The 22,720-nt window shown below is 62.9% G+C and carries 24 protein-coding genes; 6 read left to right on the plus strand and 18 right to left on the minus strand.

All coding sequences use genetic code 11. The features are described from left to right. Positions 1 to 399, plus strand: coding sequence for an SRPBCC family protein (locus tag J2J99_RS12865; RefSeq protein ID WP_168294460.1), 399 nt, complete (start codon positions 1 to 3; stop codon positions 397 to 399). Further along, positions 400 to 759 carry a VOC family protein gene (locus J2J99_RS12870; protein ID WP_168294459.1) on the plus strand — a complete coding sequence of 120 codons (360 nt, stop codon included), beginning with the start codon at positions 400 to 402 and terminating at the stop codon, positions 757 to 759. Positions 760 to 769: 10 nt separating this feature from the next. Here the strand turns inward: J2J99_RS12870 and J2J99_RS12875 are convergent, their stop codons facing one another. The 7 genes from J2J99_RS12875 to J2J99_RS12905 form a co-directional block, all read right to left on the minus strand. Beyond that, positions 770 to 1,462, minus strand: a complete 693-nt coding sequence (locus tag J2J99_RS12875) for a PAS domain-containing protein (RefSeq protein WP_205918577.1) — start codon at positions 1,460 to 1,462, stop codon at positions 770 to 772. 182 nt (positions 1,463 to 1,644) lie between these two features. Then, positions 1,645 to 2,577 (minus strand): lipid A biosynthesis lauroyl acyltransferase, encoded by a 933-nt coding sequence (locus J2J99_RS12880; RefSeq protein ID WP_168294457.1) that lies wholly within the window; start codon positions 2,575 to 2,577, stop codon positions 1,645 to 1,647. Between the two features lie 6 nt (positions 2,578 to 2,583). Then, complete coding sequence (locus J2J99_RS12885) at positions 2,584 to 3,612, minus strand: zinc-binding dehydrogenase (RefSeq protein ID WP_168294456.1); 1,029 nt, start codon at positions 3,610 to 3,612, stop codon at positions 2,584 to 2,586. A 151-nt stretch (positions 3,613 to 3,763) separates the two neighbouring features. Next, positions 3,764 to 5,050 carry a beta-ketoacyl-ACP synthase gene (locus J2J99_RS12890; protein WP_168294455.1) on the minus strand — a complete coding sequence of 429 codons (1,287 nt, stop codon included), beginning with the start codon at positions 5,048 to 5,050 and terminating at the stop codon, positions 3,764 to 3,766. A gap of 10 nt (positions 5,051 to 5,060) precedes the next feature. Continuing rightward, positions 5,061 to 6,266: a beta-ketoacyl-ACP synthase gene (locus J2J99_RS12895; protein WP_168294454.1), complete on the minus strand. Its 1,206-nt coding sequence runs from the start codon at positions 6,264 to 6,266 to the stop codon at positions 5,061 to 5,063. Then, positions 6,263 to 6,745, minus strand: a complete 483-nt coding sequence (locus J2J99_RS12900; protein WP_168294453.1) for a 3-hydroxyacyl-ACP dehydratase FabZ family protein — start codon at positions 6,743 to 6,745, stop codon at positions 6,263 to 6,265. The genes J2J99_RS12895 and J2J99_RS12900 overlap by 4 nt, the downstream gene beginning before the upstream one ends. Positions 6,746 to 6,861: 116 nt before the next feature. Then, a complete protein-coding gene (locus J2J99_RS12905) occupies positions 6,862 to 7,140 on the minus strand; it encodes an acyl carrier protein (protein ID WP_003540486.1) in 279 nt (92 codons plus the stop codon). 375 nt (positions 7,141 to 7,515) lie between these two features. On the opposite strand from J2J99_RS12905, the gene J2J99_RS12910 reads away from it, so the two are divergent. Further along, the gene (locus J2J99_RS12910; protein WP_168294452.1) at positions 7,516 to 8,235 is read left to right on the plus strand and encodes a Crp/Fnr family transcriptional regulator; all 720 of its coding nucleotides are present in this window, start codon (positions 7,516 to 7,518) and stop codon (positions 8,233 to 8,235) included. Between the two features lie 44 nt (positions 8,236 to 8,279). Here the strand turns inward: J2J99_RS12910 and J2J99_RS12915 are convergent, their stop codons facing one another. From J2J99_RS12915 to J2J99_RS12950, 8 genes are all read right to left on the minus strand, one after another. Then, positions 8,280 to 8,708 (minus strand): L,D-transpeptidase, encoded by a 429-nt coding sequence (locus J2J99_RS12915; RefSeq protein WP_168294451.1) that lies wholly within the window; start codon positions 8,706 to 8,708, stop codon positions 8,280 to 8,282. Between the two features lie 149 nt (positions 8,709 to 8,857). After that, a complete protein-coding gene (locus tag J2J99_RS12920) occupies positions 8,858 to 9,058 on the minus strand; it encodes an ECs_2282 family putative zinc-binding protein (protein ID WP_168294450.1) in 201 nt (66 codons plus the stop codon). Positions 9,059 to 9,149: 91 nt separating this feature from the next. Beyond that, the gene (gene cbiB / locus J2J99_RS12925; protein ID WP_168294449.1) at positions 9,150 to 10,130 is read right to left on the minus strand and encodes an adenosylcobinamide-phosphate synthase CbiB; all 981 of its coding nucleotides are present in this window, start codon (positions 10,128 to 10,130) and stop codon (positions 9,150 to 9,152) included. After that, positions 10,127 to 11,170 (minus strand): threonine-phosphate decarboxylase CobD, encoded by a 1,044-nt coding sequence (gene cobD / locus J2J99_RS12930; RefSeq protein ID WP_168294448.1) that lies wholly within the window; start codon positions 11,168 to 11,170, stop codon positions 10,127 to 10,129. The genes cbiB and cobD overlap by 4 nt, the downstream gene beginning before the upstream one ends. Further along, positions 11,167 to 12,474 (minus strand): cobyrinic acid a,c-diamide synthase CobB, encoded by a 1,308-nt coding sequence (locus J2J99_RS12935; protein WP_168294447.1) that lies wholly within the window; start codon positions 12,472 to 12,474, stop codon positions 11,167 to 11,169. Before J2J99_RS12935 ends, cobD begins: the two co-directional genes overlap by 4 nt. Further along, on the minus strand, positions 12,471 to 13,310 hold the full coding sequence (gene cobA / locus J2J99_RS12940; RefSeq protein WP_168294446.1) for a uroporphyrinogen-III C-methyltransferase: 840 nt from the start codon (positions 13,308 to 13,310) through the stop codon (positions 12,471 to 12,473). The genes J2J99_RS12935 and cobA overlap by 4 nt, the downstream gene beginning before the upstream one ends. Positions 13,311 to 13,597: 287 nt before the next feature. Further along, complete coding sequence (locus J2J99_RS12945; protein ID WP_168294445.1) at positions 13,598 to 14,548, minus strand: nucleoside hydrolase; 951 nt, start codon at positions 14,546 to 14,548, stop codon at positions 13,598 to 13,600. 69 nt (positions 14,549 to 14,617) lie between these two features. Then, on the minus strand, positions 14,618 to 15,037 hold the full coding sequence (locus J2J99_RS12950) for a cobalamin biosynthesis protein (RefSeq protein ID WP_168294444.1): 420 nt from the start codon (positions 15,035 to 15,037) through the stop codon (positions 14,618 to 14,620). A 99-nt stretch (positions 15,038 to 15,136) separates the two neighbouring features. Between J2J99_RS12950 and J2J99_RS12955 the strand changes: the two genes are divergently transcribed. The 3 genes from J2J99_RS12955 (at position 15,137) to J2J99_RS12965 (ending at position 17,181) form a co-directional block, all read left to right on the plus strand. Then, complete coding sequence (locus J2J99_RS12955; protein ID WP_168294443.1) at positions 15,137 to 15,922, plus strand: TSUP family transporter; 786 nt, start codon at positions 15,137 to 15,139, stop codon at positions 15,920 to 15,922. A 99-nt stretch (positions 15,923 to 16,021) separates the two neighbouring features. Then, a complete protein-coding gene (locus J2J99_RS12960) occupies positions 16,022 to 16,387 on the plus strand; it encodes a nuclear transport factor 2 family protein (protein WP_168294442.1) in 366 nt (121 codons plus the stop codon). Then, entirely contained in the window at positions 16,387 to 17,181 is a 795-nt protein-coding gene (locus J2J99_RS12965; protein ID WP_168294441.1) for a helix-turn-helix domain-containing protein, read from the plus strand. Before J2J99_RS12960 ends, J2J99_RS12965 begins: the two co-directional genes overlap by 1 nt. A gap of 31 nt (positions 17,182 to 17,212) precedes the next feature. On the opposite strand, the gene cobO is transcribed toward J2J99_RS12965, so the two are convergent. From cobO to cobW, 3 genes are read right to left on the minus strand one after another with little or no spacing between them, the layout of a single operon-like run. Next, entirely contained in the window at positions 17,213 to 17,845 is a 633-nt protein-coding gene (gene cobO, locus J2J99_RS12970) for a cob(I)yrinic acid a,c-diamide adenosyltransferase (protein ID WP_168294440.1), read from the minus strand. Continuing rightward, positions 17,842 to 21,660 carry a cobaltochelatase subunit CobN gene (gene cobN / locus J2J99_RS12975; protein WP_207600924.1) on the minus strand — a complete coding sequence of 1,273 codons (3,819 nt, stop codon included), beginning with the start codon at positions 21,658 to 21,660 and terminating at the stop codon, positions 17,842 to 17,844. The genes cobO and cobN overlap by 4 nt, the downstream gene beginning before the upstream one ends. A 4-nt stretch (positions 21,661 to 21,664) precedes the next feature. Beyond that, positions 21,665 to 22,714 carry a cobalamin biosynthesis protein CobW gene (gene cobW, locus J2J99_RS12980; protein WP_168299727.1) on the minus strand — a complete coding sequence of 350 codons (1,050 nt, stop codon included), beginning with the start codon at positions 22,712 to 22,714 and terminating at the stop codon, positions 21,665 to 21,667. Positions 22,715 to 22,720: the final 6 nt, after the last annotated feature.

The following is a 22,720-nucleotide window of genomic DNA, read 5'->3' on the forward strand; positions in this document are numbered from 1 at the left end:
ATGTCGACCATGCCCGCCAAAATCATCCATCGATCGATCGAGCGTGACTGGCGCGATGTCTACGACTTCGCCCGCAAGCCGGAGAACATGCCGCTCTGGGCCACCGGCCTTGCGACCGGTCTCGAGCCCAATGGCGCCGACTGGATCGCCCATGGCCCTCTCGGCACCATCAAGGTCAGCTTCGTGCCCACCAATGAATTCGGCGTGATCGACCATACGGTGACGATCGAATCCGGTCTTAGGGTCTATAATGCGTTGCGCATCGTGCCGAACGGCGATGGTTGCGAGGTCATGTTTACGCTGCTGCGCCTGCCCGGCATGACGGACGCGCAGTTTTCCGCCGATGCCGCCCATGTCGAGAAGGACCTCGCCATGCTGAAAGCCCTGATGGAGAGATAGATGGCCGATAAGTCAGAAAACCACGATCGCCGCATCGATTATGTCGAGTTCAATGTCGCCGACATCGCTGCCGCAAAGGCCTTTTATGGCTCGGCCTTCGGCTGGCGTTTCACCGATTACGGGCCGAACTACTGCGAATTCGACGATGGCCGTTTGAAGGGCGGCTTTACCGATTTCGGACCCGTGCGGCCGGGAGGGCCGCTTGTTGTCGTCTACGCCAATGATCTGGAGGAGGTGTTGACGTCCGTCGAAAGGGCCGGTGGCACGATCTGCCGGCCGATCACCGATTTTCCCGGCGGCCGCCGCTTCCATTTCCTCGATCGCGACGGTTATGAGCTCGCCGTCTGGGCGAGTGCATAAGTTGGACAAGCTAACGATCCATCACGATCAGAGCACCGATCACCGTGCCGCCGGCATCGCGCAACGGCGACATGCGACAGCGCACCTGCCGCGATGCGCCGCCGCCGGTCGCCCGCTCATAGGTGTAGTCGATCTGCTCGCCGGCAAAGCAGGCATCCAGTTTATGCCTGGCGCATCCGGCAAAGCGTTCTTCGCCAATGAATTCAGCAATATGGCGGCCGATGAGATCCATCGGCTTTCTGTCGAGATGAGCGCTGTTGGCCGCATTGGAATAGAGATAGCGATAGTCCCTGGTCAGCACCGCTACCCGATCCGGCAAGCTTTCGAGGATCGCCGCATTGAGAAAGTGGCCGTTGTCGGTGTCGGGCACGTAGGCTGCCGGCGGCTCGATGCGCACATCCTGCGGCGACGGCATCCGCCAATCCGGCCCATGAGTGCCGAAATAGCGGTCGAGCAGGTAGGAAAGCACCGTCGTATGTTCTCGGACGCTGGCGCTGTCGTCGGCATCCCGGGCGACGAGATGGCTCACGAACTGCAGCTGCATATACACTTCCAGCAGATTGGCCGCCCGGCATGCCAGGATCGCCTCGACCAGCGGCTCGACATGCCGGTCGAGCGACATGACGCGCTGATCGTCGCCGAGGCGTATGGCTTCCTCGATCTGCGCGCAACGCAAGGAAAAGGCTCGAAAAAGCTGCAGCAAGACGCCTCCCACTCCCATTGTAAGCGCCTGTCCCGATAACCGGTATGGCTGCATTTGCGATAATGCGCCTTACGGTAGATTTTACTCGCGCTTTGGTGGTGACGGGTAACATGAAGTGTACTCGGTTTCAATCCGAGAGCACCTGCCTCTTTTTACCGCTGATAAATGGGGGGTGGACCGTCCTACGCGAGCGTCTTCTTGATCTGCCAGCGGTCGTGATACCAGAGCCACTGTTCCGGATATTCCCGCACCCAGCTCTCCACCTTGTCGTTGAGGAGCTGTGCCGCCGCCGGCAGGTCGAGATTGCCTCTTTCGTCGCGCGGCATATCGAGTCGCGGTTCGATTTCCAGGCGGTAGCGGTTTCCGGGTAACCGAATGCAGCGCGCCGGATAGACCTCGCAGTCGAACTGGCGCACCAGCTTCGGCAGCAGCGGATTGGTCTTCACCTCGCGCCCGAAGAAGGTGCCCTTCAGCCCCTTGCCGAATTTCTGGTCGACGAGCACGCCCACCCCCTGGCCGGCTTCCAGCTGACGGGCGAGCGCGAAGGAAGAACCGGCATGCGAGGGCACCAGCTTGCCCATGCGGGCGCTGCGGAAGTCGAATACCTTCTTGGCCACGTAAGGGTTGTTCGGCGGCCGGAAGAGTACGGTCACCGTCAGCCCGAAGGCAGCACCCGCCACCGGCAACAGTTCGAAATTGGCGGTATGGCCGGTGAACACGATGAAGGGGCGCGGATTATCGCGCAGGTCGAGGAAGATCGGAATGCCCGAGACCTCCACCCTGCCCGGCTCCGATTTTTCAGGATCATAGTCGAACAGCTGATCGAGAAAGACATATTCGGCCGCGAGCCTTCCCATATTGCCCCAGCTGGCGAGCGCGATCTTCTCGATCTCGGCCTCGCTCTTCTCGGGAAAGGCGTTGCGCAGATTGGTCAGCATCAGCCTGTGGCGGCGGGTGCGCCGGCCCAGGCGGCGCATCACCCTGTCGGCAAAGCGGATCGCGCCATCGGCCGGAAACAGCTTCAGCAGGTTCAGGAAGCCGAACATCGCCTGCGCCACCAGCCACTGCTGGAAATTCCTGAGCGCCAGGACAATCCGGGTGACGATCAGCTTCACGTGCGCTCAATCCATCTTCAGGATGATCTTACCGAAGATCTGGCGCGATTCCATCCGCTCCAGAGCCCGGTCGATATCGTCGAAGCCGACTTCAGTGTCGATGACGGGATGAACGAGGCCGCGGCCCATCTTCTGCATGGCATCGGCCATGTTCACCATGCGGCAGCCGAAGGAGCCGAGAAGCTTCAATTGCTGCTGGAACAGCATCATCAGGTTCATCTCGGTCGAAACGCCGGAGGTCGAGCCGCAGGTGACGAGGCGCCCGCCGCGCTTCATGCAGAGCATCGAACCCGCCCAGGTATCCTTGCCGACATGTTCGAAAACGACGTCGACGCCCTTCTTCTTGGTGAGCTTGCGCACCACGCCTTCGAAGCGATCGGTGCGGTAGTTGATGACGTGATCGGCGCCCAGTGCCTTGGCCTTCTCGATCTTGTCGTCGGAGCCGACCGTGGTGATGACGGTGCAGCCGATTTTTTTGGCAAGCTGGATCGCCGCCGTACCGATGCCGGAGCCGCCGGCATGGACCAGGATCGTTTCGCCGGGCTCGAGCTTGGCATTGTCGAACAGCATGTGCTCGACCGTGCCGAAGGTGACGGGCGCCAGTGCCGCACCGATCGCATCGACGCCGGGAGGGGCCGGAACCAGCAGGCGCGCCGGCAGATTAACCTTCTCCTGTGCGAAACCATCGAGATGGAAGCCGTGCACGCCGGAAACATGTTCGCAGAGATTATCGCGGCCTTCGCGGCAGGGGCGGCAGAGACCGCAGGTGCGCGCGCCATAGATCGACACCAACTGACCCGGCAGCACGTTGGCGACGCCCGGCCCGATCGCCTCGACGACGCCGGAGGCTTCAGCGCCGATGACCAGCGGCATCTTGCGCTTGGCAAATGCCATGCCGCGCCAGCCCCAGACGTCGATATGGTTGAGCGCCACCGCCTTGACACGCAGCGTCACCTCGCCGGCCGCGGGCGCCTCCGGTTCCGGCAGAACGGTGATCCCAAGCTTGCGGTCGTCGATCAGTTGCAGCGCGCGCATGATGTATAGCTCTTTCTTCTACGTGAATCGTCGCCATGCTCGGGCTTGTCCCGAGCATCTGCCAGCGGTCATTGAGTGACGCAAGTAGATCCTCGGGAGAAGCCCGAGGATGACGTCAAAAACCACTTCGTCCCAAAATCAAGGAGGGTCTCTAAGCCGGTTCGAGCGCCATGACAAGGCTGGCATTCTGCCCGCCGAAGCCGAAGGAGTTGGAAAGCACGGCCGAAACCTGCGCTTCCCGCTTCTTGTTCGGCACGACATCGAGCACGATCGACGGATCGGGATTGTTGTAGTTGATCGTCGGCGGCAGCGTGCCCGTCAGCATCGTCTGCAGCGAGAACACCGCCTCGACGGCGCCCGCCGCCGTTAGCGTATGGCCGATCATCGACTTGTTTGATGACACCGGAATGCCAACCAGCTTCTCACCGAAGACGGCGGACATCGAGCCATATTCCATCTTGTCGTTTTCAGGCGTCGAGGTGCCGTGCGCGTTGATGTAGCCGATGCCGCTCTCGTCGATACCGGCATCGGCAAGGGCCGCGCGGATCGTCGCGATCGCCGGGCCGCCGTCGGGCGAAGACCGGGTCCGGTGGAAGCTGTCGGCCTTGTCGCCGGCGCCCTTCATGATGCCAAGCACCTTGGCGCCGCGAGCGACCGCCGATTCCAGCGATTCCAGCACCAGCGTCGCAGCACCCTCAGCGATGACGAAGCCGTCGCGATCCTTGCTGAATGGCTTGGAGGCCTTGGTCGGCGGATCGTTCTGGGTCGAAAGGGCCGACAGCAGCGAGAAGCGGATCAGCGCTTCGGCGCTCAGCGATCCATCTGTGGCGACGGTCAGGGCACGGTCGGCGCGGCCCTGGCGGATCGCCTCGATACCGAGCTGGATCGCGGTGACGCCAGAGGCGCAGGCCGTCGACAAGGTCACGGGCAGCCCGCGCGTGCCGAACCGGTCGGCAAGACGCTCGGAAATCGCACCGAACAGGGCCGCCTCGTGAAAGGCCGGGTCCGGCCGCTGACGCAGCGCCGTCAAAAAGCGCTCATAGGCGTCACCAGGATGGTCGGCAGCCGGCGAACGGTCGGCGAGTTCGAAACGGGCGCTCCATTCGGGCTCGATCGGCGGCGCGGCGAGGAACAGCGGGCCATTGAAATCGCCTGAAATGCCGGCATCGGCCAGTGCCTCGATGGTCGTCTCGCGCGCGAAAGCATAGGAACGCTCGACGGCGTTCGGCACGGGAATCTCGATGAAATCGACGGTGCCTGCGATGCGGGTCGACAGGCCTTCGGTCGGAAAGCGATTGATCGCGTGGATACCCGAGGTGCCGGAAGAAAGGGCCTCCCAGTTGTCCTGCAAGCCTTGGCCGAGCGAGGTGATGATGCCCATGCCGGTCACTGCGACGATCGGCCGGCCGAGGTGATCCTTGTAAGCGGAATCTGTCATATCTCTCTCCTCAGGCCTCAGCCGAAAGAATGGCGACGCCCTCGCCGCGCTGGTGACCGACTGTCGTTACGACAGCGGCCTTGGTGCCCGCCTTCATCGGCGCTTCGTGGGCGGCGTCGAACGGCGGGACCTTGGCATTGGCATCGACGGCAAGGGCTGCGAGCGCCAGCCCCAGCGGGAACTGCGCCTCGATCGTGTGACCGGACACGCCGCCGAAGCCGCGGATTGCAGCGCCGGGAAGCTGATGCTCCAGCACCGCCCTTTCGCGGGCGGCGATTTCATGCATGCCGGTCGAGCCGGAAAAGATCGCCGTGCTCTCCGGCGCCAGGTCGGCGGCAGGCTTCAGCAGCCGCTCCATGCGCACCTCGAAGTTGCCGGCGCCGCGGTTGCCGCGATCGCCTTCGACGGCACTGATCGTCGCATAGATATGCGCGCCGCGCTCTTCCGCATGCTTGCGCGATTCCAGCACCAGGAAGGCACCGGCCGAACCGGTGATCATCCCGCCGCCCTCGAGGCCGGAGCGCGACCAGAGCGGCGCCCATTCGCCACGCGTATGCGCGCCGATCGCCTCAGTGAGCAGGATCATGTCGGGGCGCTCGGCAGCAAAGGCACCGCCGACAAGCGCATGGGTGGATTCGCCGGAGCGGATGCGCCAGAAGGCGGTCTCGACCGCGGAAACGCCGGAGGCTTCCTCGCCCATGAAGGTGCGCGACGAGCCGGTGACCTTGTGAACGATGGAGATGTTGCCGGCGAGCAGGTTGGAAAGCTGCGCCAGGAACAGCGTCGGCCTCAGCTCCGTCGTCAGCTTCTCGTTCAGCAGCAGCTCACGGTCGTTGCGTTTCAGGCCCTCGTCGACGATCAGCGTATCGACGTTGATGTCGCGCTCGCCACCGCCGGCCGCCACGATCATGTCCATCGTGCCGCAAGCCTCGATATTGTCCTTCAAGCCGGCATCGTCGAGCGCGAGCCCTGCGGCGAAGACGCCGATGCGCTGCCAGTTCTCCATCTGGCGCTGGTCGCCACGCTTGGCGATCTGCTGCGACCAGTCGATCTCGGGCAGCGGATGCACCGGATAGGGTTTGAATTTCTCGGTCTCGACGATCGCCTTCGGCGTGCTTTCGGCCGAAAGCAGCGCGATATGCGCCTCCTTGCCGACGCCTTGACAGGTGACGATGCCGACGCCCGAAATGACGACGTCGTTTGCGGCCTTACTCATCCAATCACTCCCTGCGCTGCGATCGCTTCGAGAAGCCCGACCTCGCCGGCGCGTTTTTTCACGATATCGCCGAGCGGAACCTCGCTGAAGGGCATGGTGCGCAGTTTCAGCTGCGCGTCGCAGACCTTCTTGCCGCCGCTGGTGATCTTGGCCTTGGTGACTGCGAAACCCGAACCGTCGTGCTCCAGCACCGCCTCGATATCGAGCACGGCTTCCGGCTCGACGAAGGTGCGCATCTTGGCGCCGTCGACCGACATCAGGAAGGGCATGGCGGCAAAATCGGTAGCGGCAAGCACCAGCATACCGGAGGCCTGCGCCATGGTCTCGATCAGGAGCACACCGGGAACGAGCGGCATGCCGGGAAAATGGCCCTCGAAAACGGGGCTCTGGGCCGGCACGACGGATCGCGCCGCAAGCGTGCCCTTCTTCAGGTCCACCGCTTCGACGCGGTCAATCATCTGGAAATATTCCAGGAGCATTCGGATCCTCCGGCCCGACGGGCAAGATCCGCCCGCCGGTGACGCCTAGTTAGGAACGAAACCGCCCGGCCGCCATAGTCAGGCGGCAGGGCGTTCAAAAAAGACGGTTAGATCTCTCAGGCCTTGGCTGCTTTGAGCTCGTCGATCTTGGCACACAGGTTCTTCAGCACGAAATACTCTTCGGTGGAAACCTTGCCCTCATTGACTTCCTGTGTCCACTTTTCGAGCGGAATCTTGATGCCGAATTCCTTGTCGATCGCAAAGACAATGTCGAGGAAATCAAGGCTGTCGATACCGAGGTCGTCGATCGTATGGCTCTCCGGCGTGATCGTGGCACGATCGATCTCGCTGGTTTCTGCAATAATGTCGGCAACTTTATCGAATGTAGCGGTCACGCGCTGTACCTCATGAAATGACGATTTAAATCCCCTCATAGGCAAATCCATCTCAAAAGCCAATGCTTTCGTCCGGGCGTTAAGGCAATTTGGCGATCAGGTGTTGCCTAAACAGCAATGGAGTGCCGGGCGTTGCGGAGTGTTGCGCGCGCGCCCTAAACGCGACGCAAGGCCCGTCTCGGCGCGAGATGGACGGCTGCCCGAATCAAATAGGGACCAGCTGGATGCGAGCGTGCCCAACATCCGCATCTGAGTTTGATCTGAATCAAATTGCGACACCGGTCATTTGATAATCATCAAACCGCGCTGGAAGAAATCGGGGATCGTGGTCCGGGCATGTCTTGGGATAGGCCGGACTTTCGAAGGGATCAGGACATGGACATCGCACGCAGTGAGGTTTTCGAGGCCGGCACGCCCACCGCATGCCGCTCCTGCCAGGCGCGGCATGGCGTCGTTTGCGGCGCCTTGTCGAACGCCCAGTTGAAGGAGCTCAACCGCCACTCCCTGCGCCGCAAGGTCGAAGCCGGCTCGGAGATCATTGCTCAAGGGTCGGAGAGCTCATTCTATTCGAACATCATGCGCGGCGTGGTCAAGCTCTGCAAGATGATGCCGGACGGTCGCCAGCAGATCGTCGGCCTGCAGTTCGCTCCCGATTTCGTCGGCAGACCCTTCGTGCGCGAAAGCACGCTGTCGGCCGAGGCCGCCACGGATGCCGAAATTTGTGTTTTCCCCCGCAACCTCCTCGACCGCATGATAGCTGAGACGCCGGAGCTGCAGCGCAGCCTGCACGATCAGGCGCTCAACGAGCTGGATGCGGCGCGCGAGTGGATGCTGACGCTCGGCCGCCGCACGGCGGAGGAAAAGGTCGCAAGCCTGCTCCACCTCATCGCCACCCATGCCGAGCCGCAGACCGCCATCAGCACCGCTTTCGACCTGCCGCTGTCGCGCGCCGAAATCGCCGATTTTCTCGGACTGACGATCGAAACCGTGAGCCGGCAGATGACCAGACTGCGCAAGCGGGGAGTCATCCTGATCGAGAACTCCAGACATATCGTCGTCCCCGATATGGACGAGTTGGAGAAGGTCAGCGCGTAACCAAAAATCAGACGCCAAATTCAAGTTTACGCGCTGATCCTGGATCAGCGCGTGATGACCACCCGGGTATTGGCGAGACCTGCCTGCCGCGCCAGCGAAAAGAACTCCGCCGCGTTGTCGGGATGCAGGCGAACGCAGCCATGCGACGCCGGCCTGCCGAGACGTTTCAGATCAAAGGTGGCGTGAACGGCGTAACCGCCGTTGAAAAATACCGCGTAAGGCATCGGCGCGTTGTCGTACTTGCGGGAGCGGTGATCGCGCGACAGCCACTTGGCGCTCCAGGAACCGGTCGGAGTGACATAACCATTGCGCGCGGTGGAAACCTTCCAGCGATACTTGACGAAGCCGTTCTCGGTGACGGTCATCGTCTGCCTGCCGATGCTGATATTGGCAACCAGCGTTGCCGCCTCAGCCGCAACGGGAGAAAACTGCAGCAATAAACTTGCGGCCGCGGCCGCAAAAATCGTCTTCATGATAACCCCTCTTCGCACCCGCGCAGTTTGATTGCGCCTCACGACAGAGAGACTACGACGATACCTATTATATAGCTTTAACCCGAATGGTAATCACAATTCTAACGAGCGAAAGCGTAATCGTGACGCCACAAGACGGCAGCGCTTGTTCACTGAAGCTTACGCGCCACCGATTGCCGCTTGAGCTGCTGGTAGGCCTTGTTCATCTTTTCACGAATCGAGGCCATCGTCCCGAGATTATGGCCGCAAGCCGCGCAGGTGATGATGTCGGTCTCGCGGATCTCGGCCCGCTCGAACTTCATCTTGGTGCTCTTGCACTTGGGGCACGGGAGTTCAACCTGAACTGTCATCGCTATCTTCCGGTCTGATCGATATGAGGCGCTTCGCATAAACCTTTGCGGCAAAACTGTCCACCGGCGTGTGCAAGCGGTGCGAGGCATCCTAAAGAAAACACAGAAACAGCCCGAAGATCAGACCAGTGAGCACCATGCAGCTGGCATAAAACACCGACACACCGTCCTCGATATCGCCGGCGGTGGCAACGTCCCGGCCGGCGTTGTTGATCATCGGCTCAGTCACGATGACACCGCCGTAGATGCGTGGGCCGGCGAGCTGGACGTTGAGTGCACCGGCCATTGCCGCCTCCGGTCGGCCGGAATTCGGCGAGCGGTGCAGGCCGCCGTCGCGCATCGCCACCCGGATCGCCTCGCGACAGGGGCTCATGCCGCGCCGGATCCAGGCGCCGGCTGCAATCAAAAGAATGGAGAGCCGGGCGGCCGGCCAGTTGGCGATATCGTCCAACCGAGCCGCGGCCCAACCGAAATCGATGTATTTTTCCGATCTGTGGCCAATCATCGAATCCGCCGTGTTCAGCATCTTGTAGGCCAGCAGGCCCGGCAGGCCGAAGACGGCATACCAGAGGGCCGGCGCCACGACGCCGTCGGAGAAATTTTCCGCAAGGCTTTCGATCGCCGCGCGACAGACGGCCGGCTCATCGAGAGTCTCGGGATCGCGCCCGACGATACGGGAGACGGCGTTCCGTCCGCCGGCAAGCCCCTCGCCGCGCAAGGCCGTAGCGACGGCCGCGACATGATCGGCGAGGCTCTTTTGCGCCAAGAAGATCGCCACCAAACCGGCCTCCAGCACGAGTCCGACAAGGCCGAAGAGCGCGAAAAACCGGTCGAACACGAAGCCTGCAGCAATCGACAGCACCAGCAGCGCCAGGATTGCCGCGACGCCGTTCATTCGGCGCTGCGAGCCCGTAAGGCTCGAGGGATTGAGCTGCTGGTCGGCGTAGGAAATCGCCGCACCGAACATGACGACGGGATGCGGTACCCGCGACCACAGCCATTGCGGATCGCCAGCGATCCGGTCGAGCAGCAGCGCCAGGAGCAGCACGAGGAGGTTTTCGTCGATCGTCATCGCTCAAATCCTTGAAGGGCTGCGCTAAGCCGGTTGTCCGCTGCCGGATCGGGCGTCAACCCGAAACGCAGCCAATCCGGCGCATAATCGAACTTGCGGACGAGAATATGATGCCGACAAAGATGCGTGTAAATGTCGCTCGCCCTGATATCGGCGACAAGAGTGAACAACGCCGTTCCGCCCTTGATTCGCAACCCGGCAGCGCTCAGCGCCGCCTGCAGGGCGGCGCTGCGGTCATCGAGACAGCGGCGGATCGCAGCCACGTCCGAACGAAGCAGCGAGGCGGCAAGTGACAGCGCCGGGCCGGAGACCGCCCAAGGACCGAGCCAGTCCTCGAAACGCGCGAGGATATCCTCGGGCGCGATTGCAAAACCGAGCCGCAGGCCGGCAAGCCCAAAGAACTTGCCGAAGGAACGGAAGATTATCAGATTGGGAAGCTCTTGCGCGCGGGCTGCGAGGCTGAGCGCCGGATCCGTATCCCCGAAAGCCTCATCGACAACAAGCAGGCCGTTTGCCGATTTCATCCTGTCGTGCAGCGCTGCCAACGCTTCGGCCGGCCATACCCGCCCGTCGGGATTGTTCGGATTGACGACGACGGCAAGCCTATGCTGGCCGCCGATCGCAGCGATATCGTCCACCGCATCGACGGCAAAACCGGCCGAGGCGAAGGCGCGCGCATATTCGCCATAAGTCGGCGACACCACGGCGACTTTGTCGTCCGTCACGGCGACTTTGTCGTCCGTCATGGCAAACTGGCTTCTTTGTCGAAGCAGCCGCGGCAGAAGCTGAATAACTGATTGCGTGCCTGCCACCGGCAGCGGCAGTATCTCGCCGCTGTCATAATAATCCCGCGCCGCCCGCCTTGCCGCATCGACCAGATAGCTGTCCGGCAGGCGGTGCCAGGCTCTTGTCGGGATCTCCGGCAGGGCGACTGGGCATGGATTGATGCCGGTGGAAAGGTCGAGCCAGTTCTTCGGCCTGCCGCCAAAAGCGGCGGCTGCGGCGGTGACGCCGCCGCCATGGTCGATCGGAGCGCTCATCCGGCGGCTCTCGCAAGGTCGATCAGATGCATGTAGGAACCGGCAACCTGGCCGCGCCGGAGCCCGACGGCACCGAGGTCAGTGCCGAGCGCATCTTGCGCTGTAAACAGCCGCTTTCCCTCCCCTTCGGAGACGACTGTTGAATAGTGGAATTCATGCGCCGTCATCGTCCGCGCAAAGAAAGCGCCGTCAAGCGGCGTTAAGCGGCGATAGCCGAGATGGCGCCTGCGCTCGGCATAACTGGTGACAACAGGCAGCAGGCCGAGCATTTCGTGGCGCCTGCCCTCAGCATCGATCAGCCCATCGCCCAGTACCATGTAGCCGCCGCACTCACCGTATATCCGGATGCCGCGCGCCGCCGCATCGAGCATGCCGGCGCGGAAATTCTGCGCTTGGGAAAGCCGCCCGGCATGCAGCTCGGGATAACCGCCCGGCAGATAGACCGCATCGGCATCACCGGCCGGCGCCTCGTCGGCAAGCGGCGAGAAGAAGGAGATATCAGCCCCGCGCCGCCGCCAGCCGAGCAGCATGTGCTCGTAGCAAAAGGCAAAGGCGACATCGCGCGCCACGGCGATGCGGGCGCCGATCGGCATCAGCCGGTCGATATTGGCGGCCGACGGCCGGTTGAGGCCCTGCCTTGCGATGCGCAACAGGAATTCGAAATTGCACGTCTCGGAAACGGCGTCCGCCGCCTGGTCGATGAAATTCTCGAGGGTGGCATGTTCGACGGCCTGAACGAGGCCGAGATGGCGTTCCGGCAAGGCAAGCGCCTTGTCGCTGCCAATCACGGCGATAACCGGCATGCGGATCGCTTCGAGCGCCTGACGCAGCATCGCCTCGTGCCGCTCGCTGCCGACCTTGTTGAGGATGACGCCGGCAACGCGGACATTGGCGCGGAAGCCGGCAAAACCGGATACCAGCGGCGCAACAGACTGCGACATGCGCGAGGCATCGACCACGAGCACCACGGAGAGGCCGAGCTGGGTGGAAAGATCGGCCGCCGTCCCCTTCCCGTCAGCCGCTCCGTCGAACAGTCCCATCATCGCCTCGATGACCAGGATGCGGTCGCCGGAGCGGTGAAGAGCGGCATTGGCCGAGATCAGTTCCGGGCGCATCGCCCATGGATCGAAGTTCAGGCAGGGCGTGCCACTCGCCGCCGCATGGAAGGCGGGATCGATATAATCGGGACCGGCCTTGCCGGGCGCAATCGCCACGCCGCGCCGGCGAAGCGCTCTCAGCAGCCCGAGTGTCACCGTCGTCTTGCCGGCGCCGGAGGAAGGGGCTGCGATCAGGAGGCCGCTCATATCAGCACCTTGCCGGACCGGCGAAAAGGATTGGGTTGCAGCCGCCTGCCTGCCAGCGCGCCGAGCCAGTCGAGCGATGCCCGCAACCGCACCACCTCGCCGACCACGACGATCGCCGGCGGCTCGAGCCCGGAGGCGGCAGCCGCATCGGTCGCTTCGCCGAGTGTCGTCTCCAGCACCTGCTGCGCGCCGGTCGCCGCATTGCAGACGAAAGCAACCGGTTCGGATGCCGGGCGGCCCGACGCCATCAGGTTGGCGCTGATCTGGGCGATATGCTTCATCGCCATATACATCACGATGACGGGAGAACCCGTGCCGATCGCTTCCCAATTGATCGCATCGGGCACGATCCCGGAGGAATCATGGCCGGTGAGAAAGGTCACGGCGTGGTTGATCTCGCGATGCGTGATCGGAATGCCGGCATAGGCGAGACCGCCGATGCCGGCCGTAATGCCCGGCACGATGCGGAAGGGAATGTTGTGCTCGACCAGCGTCAGCGCCTCTTCCCCGCCCCGCCCGAAGACGAAGGGATCGCCGCCTTTCAGCCGCAGCACCCGCTTGCCGGTGCGCGCCAGCTCCACCAGCCGAAGCGAAATATCCCGCTGCTTGGCGGAGGGCTTGCCACCGCGTTTTCCGGCATATTCCAGTTCCGCGCCGGGCTGTGCGAGCTTCAGACAGTCCTCGTCGACCAGCGCGTCGTGCACGACCACATCCGCCTCCGCCAATCCCTTGGCGGCAAGCAGCGTCAACAGCCCGGGATCCCCGGGACCGGCGCCAACGAGCCAGACGCTGCCCGGCTCCAGTGCCGGCAAATGTGAGAATGGGCTGTTCATCATTGTGTTGATCTAGGCCCAGCGAGAAGCAAGGTCAACGCCGCCTGCGCCACCTCACCTGAAGTTGCCGAGACAACGATGACTCACTTTGCGAGGAGGCAGATTCGAATTCTCGGAAAAGCCGGGCAAGCCTATGAATGTTATAATGAATACCGTTCACCTCCCGCGCGTCGGCGTCCTCGGCCTTTTGCCGAGGATCTGCTGCCCTATCGAACGCAAGTAGATGCTGGGGGCACAAGCCCGAGCATGACGAAAGAGGCGTTGCAGCCTGTGGCCAACCTTCAGGCCGGTCAGGCCCGAAGCATCGTATCGCGGATGAGGTCGATCACCCTTTGCGACTCGATTCCCGTGGCGACGATCTGGCTCGGCAGACCGTCCCAGTCGCCCGGTGGGAAGCGGCGGCCGTCCGGCTTGATGACCGTCTGGCCATCGGCAATGCCGCCGCAGACGACGCGCACCGCGCCGGTGATTGTGGTGAAAAGCGCAGGCGCCACGACGTAAACGGCGGCGCAGCTGTCATGCACCATCATGCCGTCTTCGACGGCATGGCTGTAAAAATCGATGTAATGCTGCGACAGCCCGTCGAGCAGCTTCACCGCCGCGTCGCCCCTGGCCGCCATTGCGCCGAGATAGCTGCGGCTCATCGTGGTGATCGAGGTGACGTCGAGGCCGATGACGACCACTTTCCACGGCGCCGTCATGACGATGTCTGCCGCTTCCGGATCACCGTGGATATTGGCTTCGGCGACCGGAGAGACATTGCCCGGCACATAGAAATTGCCGCCCATGACGACGACATCCTTGACGAGGCCGGCAATCTGGGGATCTTCCTTCAGCGCCATCGCCAGATTGGTCATCCGGCCAACGGCCACCAGCCTGACTTCGCCGGGGTTGGCCCGTACGGTATCGATGATGAAGCGGTGCGCCGGCCTTGGATCGAGCGGCAGGTCGATTGTGTGTGGTACCTCGATATTGCCGAGGCCATTGTCTCCATGCACCATGGCCGGCCATTCCCGCTCGGCGCGCGCCGCATCGATGGTGACACTCGCGCCCTTGGCGACGGGGGCCGGAATTTCCCATTCCCGCTTGAGGAAGAGCGCATTGCGCGTCGTCGTCTCGACCGAGGCATTGCCGAAAACGGTGGTGATGCCGATCAGATCGATCTCGGGATGGCGGTGCAGGAAAAGAAGCGCCATGGCGTCATCGACGCCGGGATCCGTGTCATAAATGACCTTGTGCATGATTGTCCTCTAGATATGAATCGCTGAATTGCCGGTCGGCGCCGCGAATTGCCGCCAACATAACGACCGTCAGGCTTTCTGCAACCCGATGCGGGCAATCGCCGCTGTCGCATGCGCGGATTTGATCTTGCCGAGCACCAGTTCGCCATCCGCCCCGATCGCCGCAAGCGCTGCCGATTCCGCCACACCATGGCAGCCGACGCGGGCAAATACGATGGCGGAGGGATTTTTGAGCCGCGGCGTTTCCTGCTCCAGCCGCGGCGCATCGAAAAAAACGGCAGGCACGGTAAAATGCGCCGCAATGCCAAGGATCGCCGTTTCTTGTGCGCGGCTGTCGATGGAAGCGAGGGCAGCGAGCTCCTCTCCGCCGATTCCGGCCGCCTTCAACGCCGCGACGGCAAGCCCCAGCACTTCCGCGGGCGGCGTCCCGCGCTCGCAGCCGAGCCCGAGCACATAACGCCTCGTCCGATCGAAAGAAATATCACTCATGGAAGCCGTCGAATGCGCCCTCGCTGTGTCCTCGCAGCCATTGCAGCTTGGAGGGGGAAATGCAACAAGACCGGCTGAAAACCCTTCTGGAATAGCATCTTGTCTGACATCGCCCTCCATCTGCTCCTGCTGCTATGCGCCGCTGCCTTCTTTGCTGGTTTCGTCGATGCCATTGCCGGCGGCGGCGGCCTGATTACCGTTCCCGCCATGCTGATCGCCGGCATTCCGCCACTCCAGACGCTCGGCACCAACAAAGTGCAGTCGATCTTCGGCGCCGCTTCGGCAACGCTCGCTTACGCCCGCAAGGGCCATGTGCAGCTGCACGAACAGCTGCCGATGGCGCTGATGGCCGTGATGGGCGGGGCGATCGGCGCTGCCCTTGCAACGATCGTACCCGGACAAGTGCTACAGGCCATCATGCCGGTGCTGCTCCTGGCGATTGCGATCTTCTTTGCGGTCAAGCCGAACCTCAACGACCTCGACAAACACCGGATCATCACGCATTTCGTCTTCGGCCTGACCTTGGTGCCGGCCATCGGCTTTTATGACGGCGTCTTCGGTCCCGGCACCGGTTCCTTCTTCATGCTCGCCTTCGTCACGCTGGCCGGCTTCGGCGTGCTAAAGGCCACCGCCCATACCAAACTTCTCAATTTCGGCTCGAATTTCGGCGCGCTGATCGTCTTCGCAAGCTTCGGCGCGATCCTCTGGAAGATCGGCCTGCTGATGGGCATCTGCCAGTTCCTCGGCGCCCAGCTCGGCTCACGGCTCGCCATGCGCATCGGCGCAAAGCTGATCAAGCCGCTGCTCGTCATCGTCTGCGTCGCTCTCGCGGTAAAGCTGCTTGCCGATCCCACCAACCCGCTGCGCGTCTGGCTTGGGATCTAGAGCACCTTCCATTACCTCCAGCGTAATTGATAGGGTGCACCACCTTCGCCCATGATCGCGCTGCCTGGGATGGCCGGGCGATCAAAAGGAGATAACCCGATGAACGACGCAAAGACCAACGCCGAACGCTATCTCGCGATCTGGAACGAGACGGATGCAACGCGCCGCCGCGTGCTCATCGCCGACAGCTGGACGGAAGCGGCAACCTACGTCGATCCGCTGATGCGTGGGCAAGGCCATGAACAGATCAATTCGTTGGTCGAAGCTGTACAGAGCCGCTTTCCAGGCTTCCGCTTCGCCCTGATCGGCACCGCCGACGGCTTCGGCGATCACCTGCGCTTTTCCTGGGGCCTCGGGCCGGAAAATGGCGAAGCGCTGATCAAGGGCACGGATTTTGCCGAACTCGAGGACGGCAAGCTCAAAGCGGTGCGCGGCTTCATCGATCAATTGCCGGAAGCCGCCTGATGGCTCCGACCACCCGTTGTCTCGGAGATCACCTGCGCGAATGGCGCCAGCGCCGCCGCATGAGCCAGCTGGACCTCGCGCTGGAAGCCGAAATCTCGCAACGGCACCTGAGTTTCATCGAGAGCGGGCGCTCGACGCCGAGCCGCGAAATGCTGCTGCATCTGGCCGAACGTCTTGGCGTGCCGCTACGCGACCGAAACCCGCTGCTGCTCGCAGCGGGTTTCGCCCCCGTCTTTGCCGAACGCAGGCTCGATGACCCCGCCCTGGAGCCGGCGCGGCGCACCGTCGACATGGTGCTGAAGGGCCACGAGCCCTTCCCCGCCATCGCCATAGACCGCCACTGGACACTGGTTGCCGCCAACGCCGCCATAGCACCGCTGCTCGAGGCGGTGGCCGATCGAACTTTGCTGGAGCCGCCTGTCAACGTGCTTCGCCTCAGCCTGCATCCGCAGGGGCTTGCGGCCGATATCACCAACCTCTCCGAATGGCGCACCCATCTCCTGGATCGACTGCGCCAGCAGATTTCGGTCTCGGGCGATCCCATGCTGGAAAAGCTGTTGGGCGAGCTGCTTGCCTATCCCTCCGGCGAAGCTTCCGGCGAGCGCCATGCCGACCTTGCCGGCATCGCCGTTCCACTGAAGCTTTCGACGAAAGCCGGCCTGCTCTCATTCATTTCGACAACGACCGTCTTCGGCACGCCCGTCGATATCACTCTGTCGGAACTGGCAATCGAAACACTCTTTCCGGCCGATGAGGAAACCGCCGCCATCCTGCGCGGCCATCCGGCGAATTAATCGCTTTTCCGCGCAATTCCGCCGCACGCTTTTAAAATTCCACGCCCGGCTGCCCCTTGATGCCCGAGCGGAATGGATGTTTGACGAGCTCCATCTCGGTCACGAGATCGGCGATCTCGATCAGCTCCTCCTTGGCGTTTCGCCCGGTCAGCACGACATGCGTCATGAGGGGCTTCTCGTTTTTGAGGAATGTCACGACGTCGTTGATGTCGAGATAGTCATAGCGCAACGCAATATTGATCTCGTCGAGCAACACCATGGAATTGCGCTCGTCGCGGATGAGCTCCTTCGCCTTTTCCCAGGCCGCACCGGCCGCTGCCACGTCGCGAGCCCGGTCCTGCGTCTCCCAGGTAAAACCCTCGCCCATCGTGTGGAACTGGCAGATGTCGGAGAAATGCTTCTCGATCAGATCGCGCTCGCCTGTCCACATTGCGCCCTTGATGAACTGCACGACGGCGGAAGGCTTGCCATGGGCGATATGGCGGAAGATCATGCCGAAAGCAGCGGATGATTTGCCCTTGCCCTTGCCGGTATGGACGATGATCAGCCCCTTCTCATCCGTCTTTGTCGCCATGATCTTATCGCGCGCGGCCTTCTTCTTCGCCATCTTTTCTGAATGGCGGGCATCGTCCTTTTCGGCGGGTACGACTGGCTCTTCGTTCATGGCTGGCTGCCTGCTCTTTTCCTGGTTTCATTGATGTCTGCGAGGTTGAATTGCGCCGAGTTGCTTCGCGGCGTCCAGAGCTGCCGCTCGATCGCCTCCAGCAGCCGCTCCTTCATCTCGGCTAGGGCGGCCGGGTTCTTCTCGGCCATGAAGTCGCGCACTTTGGGGTCGGCCACGAAGGCCTGATAGACCGCCTCGAAATGATGGCTACCGACAGCGCCCGTCGTCGCCGCAAAGGCAAAGAGATAATCGACCGTCGCTGATATCTCGAATGCGCCCTTGTAGCCGTGGCGCATGACGCCCTCGATCCATTTAGGATTGACGACGCGGCCGCGCACCACCCGCCCGATCTCTTCTTCCAGTGAGCGGATGACAGGCTTTTCCGGCCGCGAATGATCGTTGTGGTAGATCGCCGGCCGCTCGCCGGAAAGCGCTTCCGCCGCCGCCGCCATGCCGCCTTCGAATTGGTAGTAGTCATCACTGTCGAGCAGATCGTGCTCGCGATTGTCCTGGTTTTGCACGACCGCCTGGATGGAACGCAGCCGCTCCTCGAACAGCCCGCGCTCGGCACGGCCATCCGCGCCCGCGCCATAGGCATAGCCGCCCCAGACAAGATAGGCCTCGGCAAGATCGGCCCGCCGCTCCCAGCCCTTCTCGTCGATCAGCGCCTGCAGACCCGCGCCATAAGCGCCGGGCTTGGACCCGAAGATGCGATACCCCGCCCGCTTCGCCGCCGCGTTCTCATCAAGCCCGGCAGCCGTGAGCCGCGCCGTCTCGCCGCGCATGCGCCCGGCGATCGGATTGTCGGCCGCATCCTCATCCAGCGCGCCGATGGCGCGGATTGCCTTGTCGAATAGGGCAATCTGTTCCGGAAAAGCATCTCGGAAGAAGCCGGATATGCGTAGTGTCACATCCACGCGCGGCCGCCGCAGCATGGCCGGCGGGATGATCTCGTAGCCGGTGACCCGCCGCGAGGCCATGTCCCACATCGGCTTGACACCGATCAGCGCCAAGGCCTGCGCGATATCATCGCCGCCGGTACGCATGTTGGACGTGCCCCAGGCCGTCAGCCCGAAGGAAATAGGCCATTCGCCATGATCCTGCACATAGCGCCGGATCAGCAGTTCAGCAGACCTTTTCCCAAGCTCATAAGCGGCCGGTGTGGGCACCGCGCGGCTGTCGACCGAATAGAAATTCCGCCCCGTCGGCAAAACATCCGGCCGCCCCCGCGTCGGCGCACCGGAGGGGCCGGGCGGCACAAAACGACCGTCGAGGCCACGCAGCAGACTGGCGATCTCGGCCGGACCGCAGGCGAGGGTCGAGGGCTTGAGGCAGGATTCTATTTGGTCGAGCACAGCTCTGGTCTGGGACCAGAGGGGTGGGCAAGTGAACTCACCGGCAACGAGCTTGGCCGCGAGCAGCTCGATACGCTCGACCGTGTCGCCATTGGTGCGCCAAGGGGCGTCGAGGAGGTCGGCCAGGATTGGTGAACGGGGGCCCGTCCAGGGGGCGGCCATGTCGCAGTCGAGGGGATCGAATGTGGATGCGACGGACACAACACCTAAAGCCAAATCTCCCGCAATCGCCCGCTGCAAACTCGCATCCCCACCCTCGCCGAGCCCGCGCGGCACCCGCGCCAGCGCCACGGTGAGATCCGTCAGCAACCGCCCTTCCGGCGAAAGCCCGAACACATGCAATCCATCCCGGATCTGCATTTCCTTGAGGTCGCAGAGATAGGCATCAAGTTTCTTCAGCGCCTCGCCTTCGCTCTCCCCCTTCGCAATCCCCGCATCCCGATCCAGCCCGATATCGGCAACAAGGTCCAAGATCTGCCGGGAAAGCAGCCGGATGCGCCTGGGATCCCCACCCGACGCCTCGTAATATTCATCGACCAGCGCCTCCAGATCCTTGAGAGGCCCATAGCTTTCCGCTCGCGTCAGCGGCGGCGTCAGGTGGTCGATGATGACGGCACCGGTGCGGCGCTTCGCCTGCGTGCCCTCGCCGGGATCATTGACGATGAAGGGATAGAGATGCGGCAACGGCCCGAGGATGGCCTCCGGGTAGCAGCTTTCCGATAGCGCCAGCGCCTTGCCCGGCAGCCATTCCAGATTGCCGTGCTTGCCCATGTGAATGACGACATCGGCGCCGAACTCCTGGCGCAGGAAGGCATAGAAGGCGAAATAGCCATGCGGCGGCACCAGATCCGGCGAGTGGTAGCTCTCCTTGGGATCGATATTGTAACCACGCGCCGGCTGGATGCCGACGAGCAAGCCACCAAACCGGGCGAACGGCAGGGCGAAAGCGCCCTCGCGCAGATAGGGATCGGCTTCGGGATTGCCCCAGCGCGCCGTCACCTCATGCTGAATCTGTTTGGGAAGAGAGGTGAAGAAGCTCTTGTATCGACTCACGGAAAGCGTCTCGCGCACCATCTTACCGTCGAAGCCTGAATTGGTCGGCCCTTGAATCAGATGCCGCATAAGCGCATCGCCATCGGCTGGGATGCCGGCAACGGGATAACCGGCCTTATCCATCGCCCGCATAACCTCGATCGTGCCGGCGGGGGTATCGAGACCGACGCCATTGCCGAGCCGCCCGTCACGATTGGGATAATTCGCCATGACCAGCACAACGCGCCGCTCCGCAGTCCCCTTCCGCCGCAGCCGCGCCCAGTTGCCGGCAAGTGTGGCGACATAGGCCATGCGCCCGGCATCCGGTTCGCTGGAAACGATGTTGGCCTCGACGGCGGCGTCATAGCGGGCAGCCGCCTTGAAGGCGACGGCGCGCGACAGCACACGTCCATCCACCTCCGGCAAGGTGACGTTCATGCCGAGATCGCGGGCCGATAGCCCTTGCGAAGAGGCCACCCAGGCCTCCCACGACGAAGCCGAGAAAATCGCCTGCAGCACGATCGCGTCATTCGCCTCCAGCACCGTCGGCTCGCGATCGCCGCCGGGGGCAGAGACTGCGAAGCCCGTGGTGTTGATGACGACATCGGGTTTCACGTCGGCAAAGATGGTTTGAAGGATACCCTTGGAGACGGGGTCCTTAAGGCTATAGGCAAAGACCGGTAGCGGGGCCAGTCCTTGCGCCCCCAGCGCTTCGATCAGGGCCTCGACGGGCCGGATTTCGCCGCTTTGGACGAGAGCGCGGTAGAAGGCGATGGCGACGACAGCGCGATCCGCAGGTTTAAAACCCACCTCTTCAACCGATTGTGCTGCACCCCCCTCACCTGAGACGAGCCCCCGCCACTCCTCAACGCCAACCAGCCCCCGCCCCGGCCACCATATCCCCGCTTTCATCAGCGGCGCGGCCGGCGCCGGCTTCTCCTCTCCCGAGAGCATCGCCGAGGCATAGGCGAGAAAGCCCCGCGCATTGGCATCACCACCCTCGATCAGATACCCCCACAATGCATTGAGATCCTCCGGCGCCACATTGGAAAACGGCGTCAGCCCCGCATCCGGCTTCGCATCGCCCGGCAGCACCGCAATCAGCGCTCCGCTGCGGGCCGCCCCGGCATGCAGCGCCTCCAGCGCATAGTGGAAATAGCTCGCCCCTCCCAGGGCTCGCACGATAATCAGCTTCGCATGCCGCGCCGTGCGCTCGACATAGGTATCGACCGACATCGGGTGCTTTAGGCTCATCAGGCTCGCAAGCCGCAGCGAATGCCCAGTCGCCCCGCCGGCATGGACCGCGGCGATCGCCGCAAGCTCGGTGTCGGCGGCCGACAGGAACAGGATATCGCCCGGCGACTGGCCGAGGTCGATGGCTTCGTCGCCGTCGCTGATCGTTCCCTGCTGGGCCAGAAGCAGATGCATGGATTTACGTCAGCGCCTCGATCGCCGCCCTGACCGCATCTTGATCCATGTCGTAAAGGCCGATGACGACGAGGCGCGTGGCCCGCGCTTCGCCCGGCGTCCAGGCGCGGTCGAAATACTGGTCGATGCGGGCGCCGACGGCCTGCAACTGCAGGCGCATTGGCTTGCCCGCAACGTCGATGAAGCCCTTCAGGCGCAGCACGTCATGCTCCGCGATGATCTCCTTCAGCTTCTCGATAAAGCCGGTGATGTCCGAGATAGCGCCAAGCTCGGCGACGAAACTGTCGAATTCGTCGTGGTCATGCGGCTCGCCAGCCTCGTGTTCCAGCTCGTGATGAGACTTGCGGTTGACGATATCGCCCTCCGTGCCGATGCCGAGGCCGAGCAGCACGCTGGCCGGCACCTCGCCGTTCCTGGCTTCGATCATCACGGGCTTGCGGGCGATGCGTGAGGCGACTTCGCTCTTCACGCGGCCGAGGCCGTCAGTGTCGATCAGGTCGGTCTTGTTGAGCACGATCAGGTCGGCACAGGTCAGTTGATCCTCGAAAAGCTCCTCGATGGGGCTCTCGTGATCGAGCGATTCATCCTCGACGCGGCGGGCATCGACGGCATCGTGATCGTCGGCGAACCGCCCGGCGGCAACGGCTGCGCTATCGACCACGGTGATGACGCCGTCGACAGTGACTTCACTGCGAATATCCGGCCAGTTGAAGGCGGCGACCAGCGGTTGCGGCAGCGCAAGACCCGAAGTTTCGATGACGATATGGTCTGGACGCTGGTCTCGCTCCAGGAGTTTGGTCATGGTCGGAATGAAATCGTCGGCCACCGTGCAGCAGATGCAGCCGTTGGTGAGCTCGATGATATCGTCCTCGGTGCAATTCTCCGCGCCGCAGCCCTTCAGCACGTCGCCGTCGACGCCGAGATCGCCAAACTCATTGATGATCAGCGCGATCTTCCTGCCGCCCGCATTGGTAAGCAGGTTGCGGATCATCGTCGTCTTGCCCGCACCCAGGAAGCCGGTGATGACGGTTGCGGGAATCTTCTGGTGGTTCATGGAACT

It is taken from the genome of Rhizobium binae (assembly GCF_017357225.1).
Classification (GTDB): Bacteria; Pseudomonadota; Alphaproteobacteria; order Rhizobiales; family Rhizobiaceae; genus Rhizobium; species Rhizobium binae.

Coding starts and splice junctions, on each gene's coding strand:
- J2J99_RS12865 (WP_168294460.1), top strand. CDS start 1: ATGTCGACCATGCCCGCCAAAATCATCCATCGATCGATCGAGCGTGAC.
- J2J99_RS12870 (WP_168294459.1), top strand. CDS start 400: ATGGCCGATAAGTCAGAAAACCACGATCGCCGCATCGATTATGTCGAG.
- J2J99_RS12885 (WP_168294456.1), bottom strand. CDS start 3,612: ATGCGCGCGCTGCAACTGATCGACGACCGCAAGCTTGGGATCACCGTT.
- J2J99_RS12890 (WP_168294455.1), bottom strand. CDS start 5,050: ATGACAGATTCCGCTTACAAGGATCACCTCGGCCGGCCGATCGTCGCA.
- J2J99_RS12895 (WP_168294454.1), bottom strand. CDS start 6,266: ATGAGTAAGGCCGCAAACGACGTCGTCATTTCGGGCGTCGGCATCGTC.
- J2J99_RS12900 (WP_168294453.1), bottom strand. CDS start 6,745: ATGCTCCTGGAATATTTCCAGATGATTGACCGCGTCGAAGCGGTGGAC.
- J2J99_RS12910 (WP_168294452.1), top strand. CDS start 7,516: ATGGACATCGCACGCAGTGAGGTTTTCGAGGCCGGCACGCCCACCGCA.
- J2J99_RS12915 (WP_168294451.1), bottom strand. CDS start 8,708: ATGAAGACGATTTTTGCGGCCGCGGCCGCAAGTTTATTGCTGCAGTTT.
- J2J99_RS12920 (WP_168294450.1), bottom strand. CDS start 9,058: ATGACAGTTCAGGTTGAACTCCCGTGCCCCAAGTGCAAGAGCACCAAG.
- cbiB (WP_168294449.1), bottom strand. CDS start 10,130: ATGACGATCGACGAAAACCTCCTCGTGCTGCTCCTGGCGCTGCTGCTC.
- cobD (WP_168294448.1), bottom strand. CDS start 11,170: ATGAGCGCTCCGATCGACCATGGCGGCGGCGTCACCGCCGCAGCCGCC.
- J2J99_RS12935 (WP_168294447.1), bottom strand. CDS start 12,474: ATGAGCGGCCTCCTGATCGCAGCCCCTTCCTCCGGCGCCGGCAAGACG.
- cobA (WP_168294446.1), bottom strand. CDS start 13,310: ATGATGAACAGCCCATTCTCACATTTGCCGGCACTGGAGCCGGGCAGC.
- J2J99_RS12945 (WP_168294445.1), bottom strand. CDS start 14,548: ATGCACAAGGTCATTTATGACACGGATCCCGGCGTCGATGACGCCATG.
- J2J99_RS12950 (WP_168294444.1), bottom strand. CDS start 15,037: ATGAGTGATATTTCTTTCGATCGGACGAGGCGTTATGTGCTCGGGCTC.
- J2J99_RS12960 (WP_168294442.1), top strand. CDS start 16,022: ATGAACGACGCAAAGACCAACGCCGAACGCTATCTCGCGATCTGGAAC.
- J2J99_RS12965 (WP_168294441.1), top strand. CDS start 16,387: ATGGCTCCGACCACCCGTTGTCTCGGAGATCACCTGCGCGAATGGCGC.
- cobO (WP_168294440.1), bottom strand. CDS start 17,845: ATGAACGAAGAGCCAGTCGTACCCGCCGAAAAGGACGATGCCCGCCAT.
- cobN (WP_207600924.1), bottom strand. CDS start 21,660: ATGCATCTGCTTCTGGCCCAGCAGGGAACGATCAGCGACGGCGACGAA.
- cobW (WP_168299727.1), bottom strand. CDS start 22,714: ATGAACCACCAGAAGATTCCCGCAACCGTCATCACCGGCTTCCTGGGT.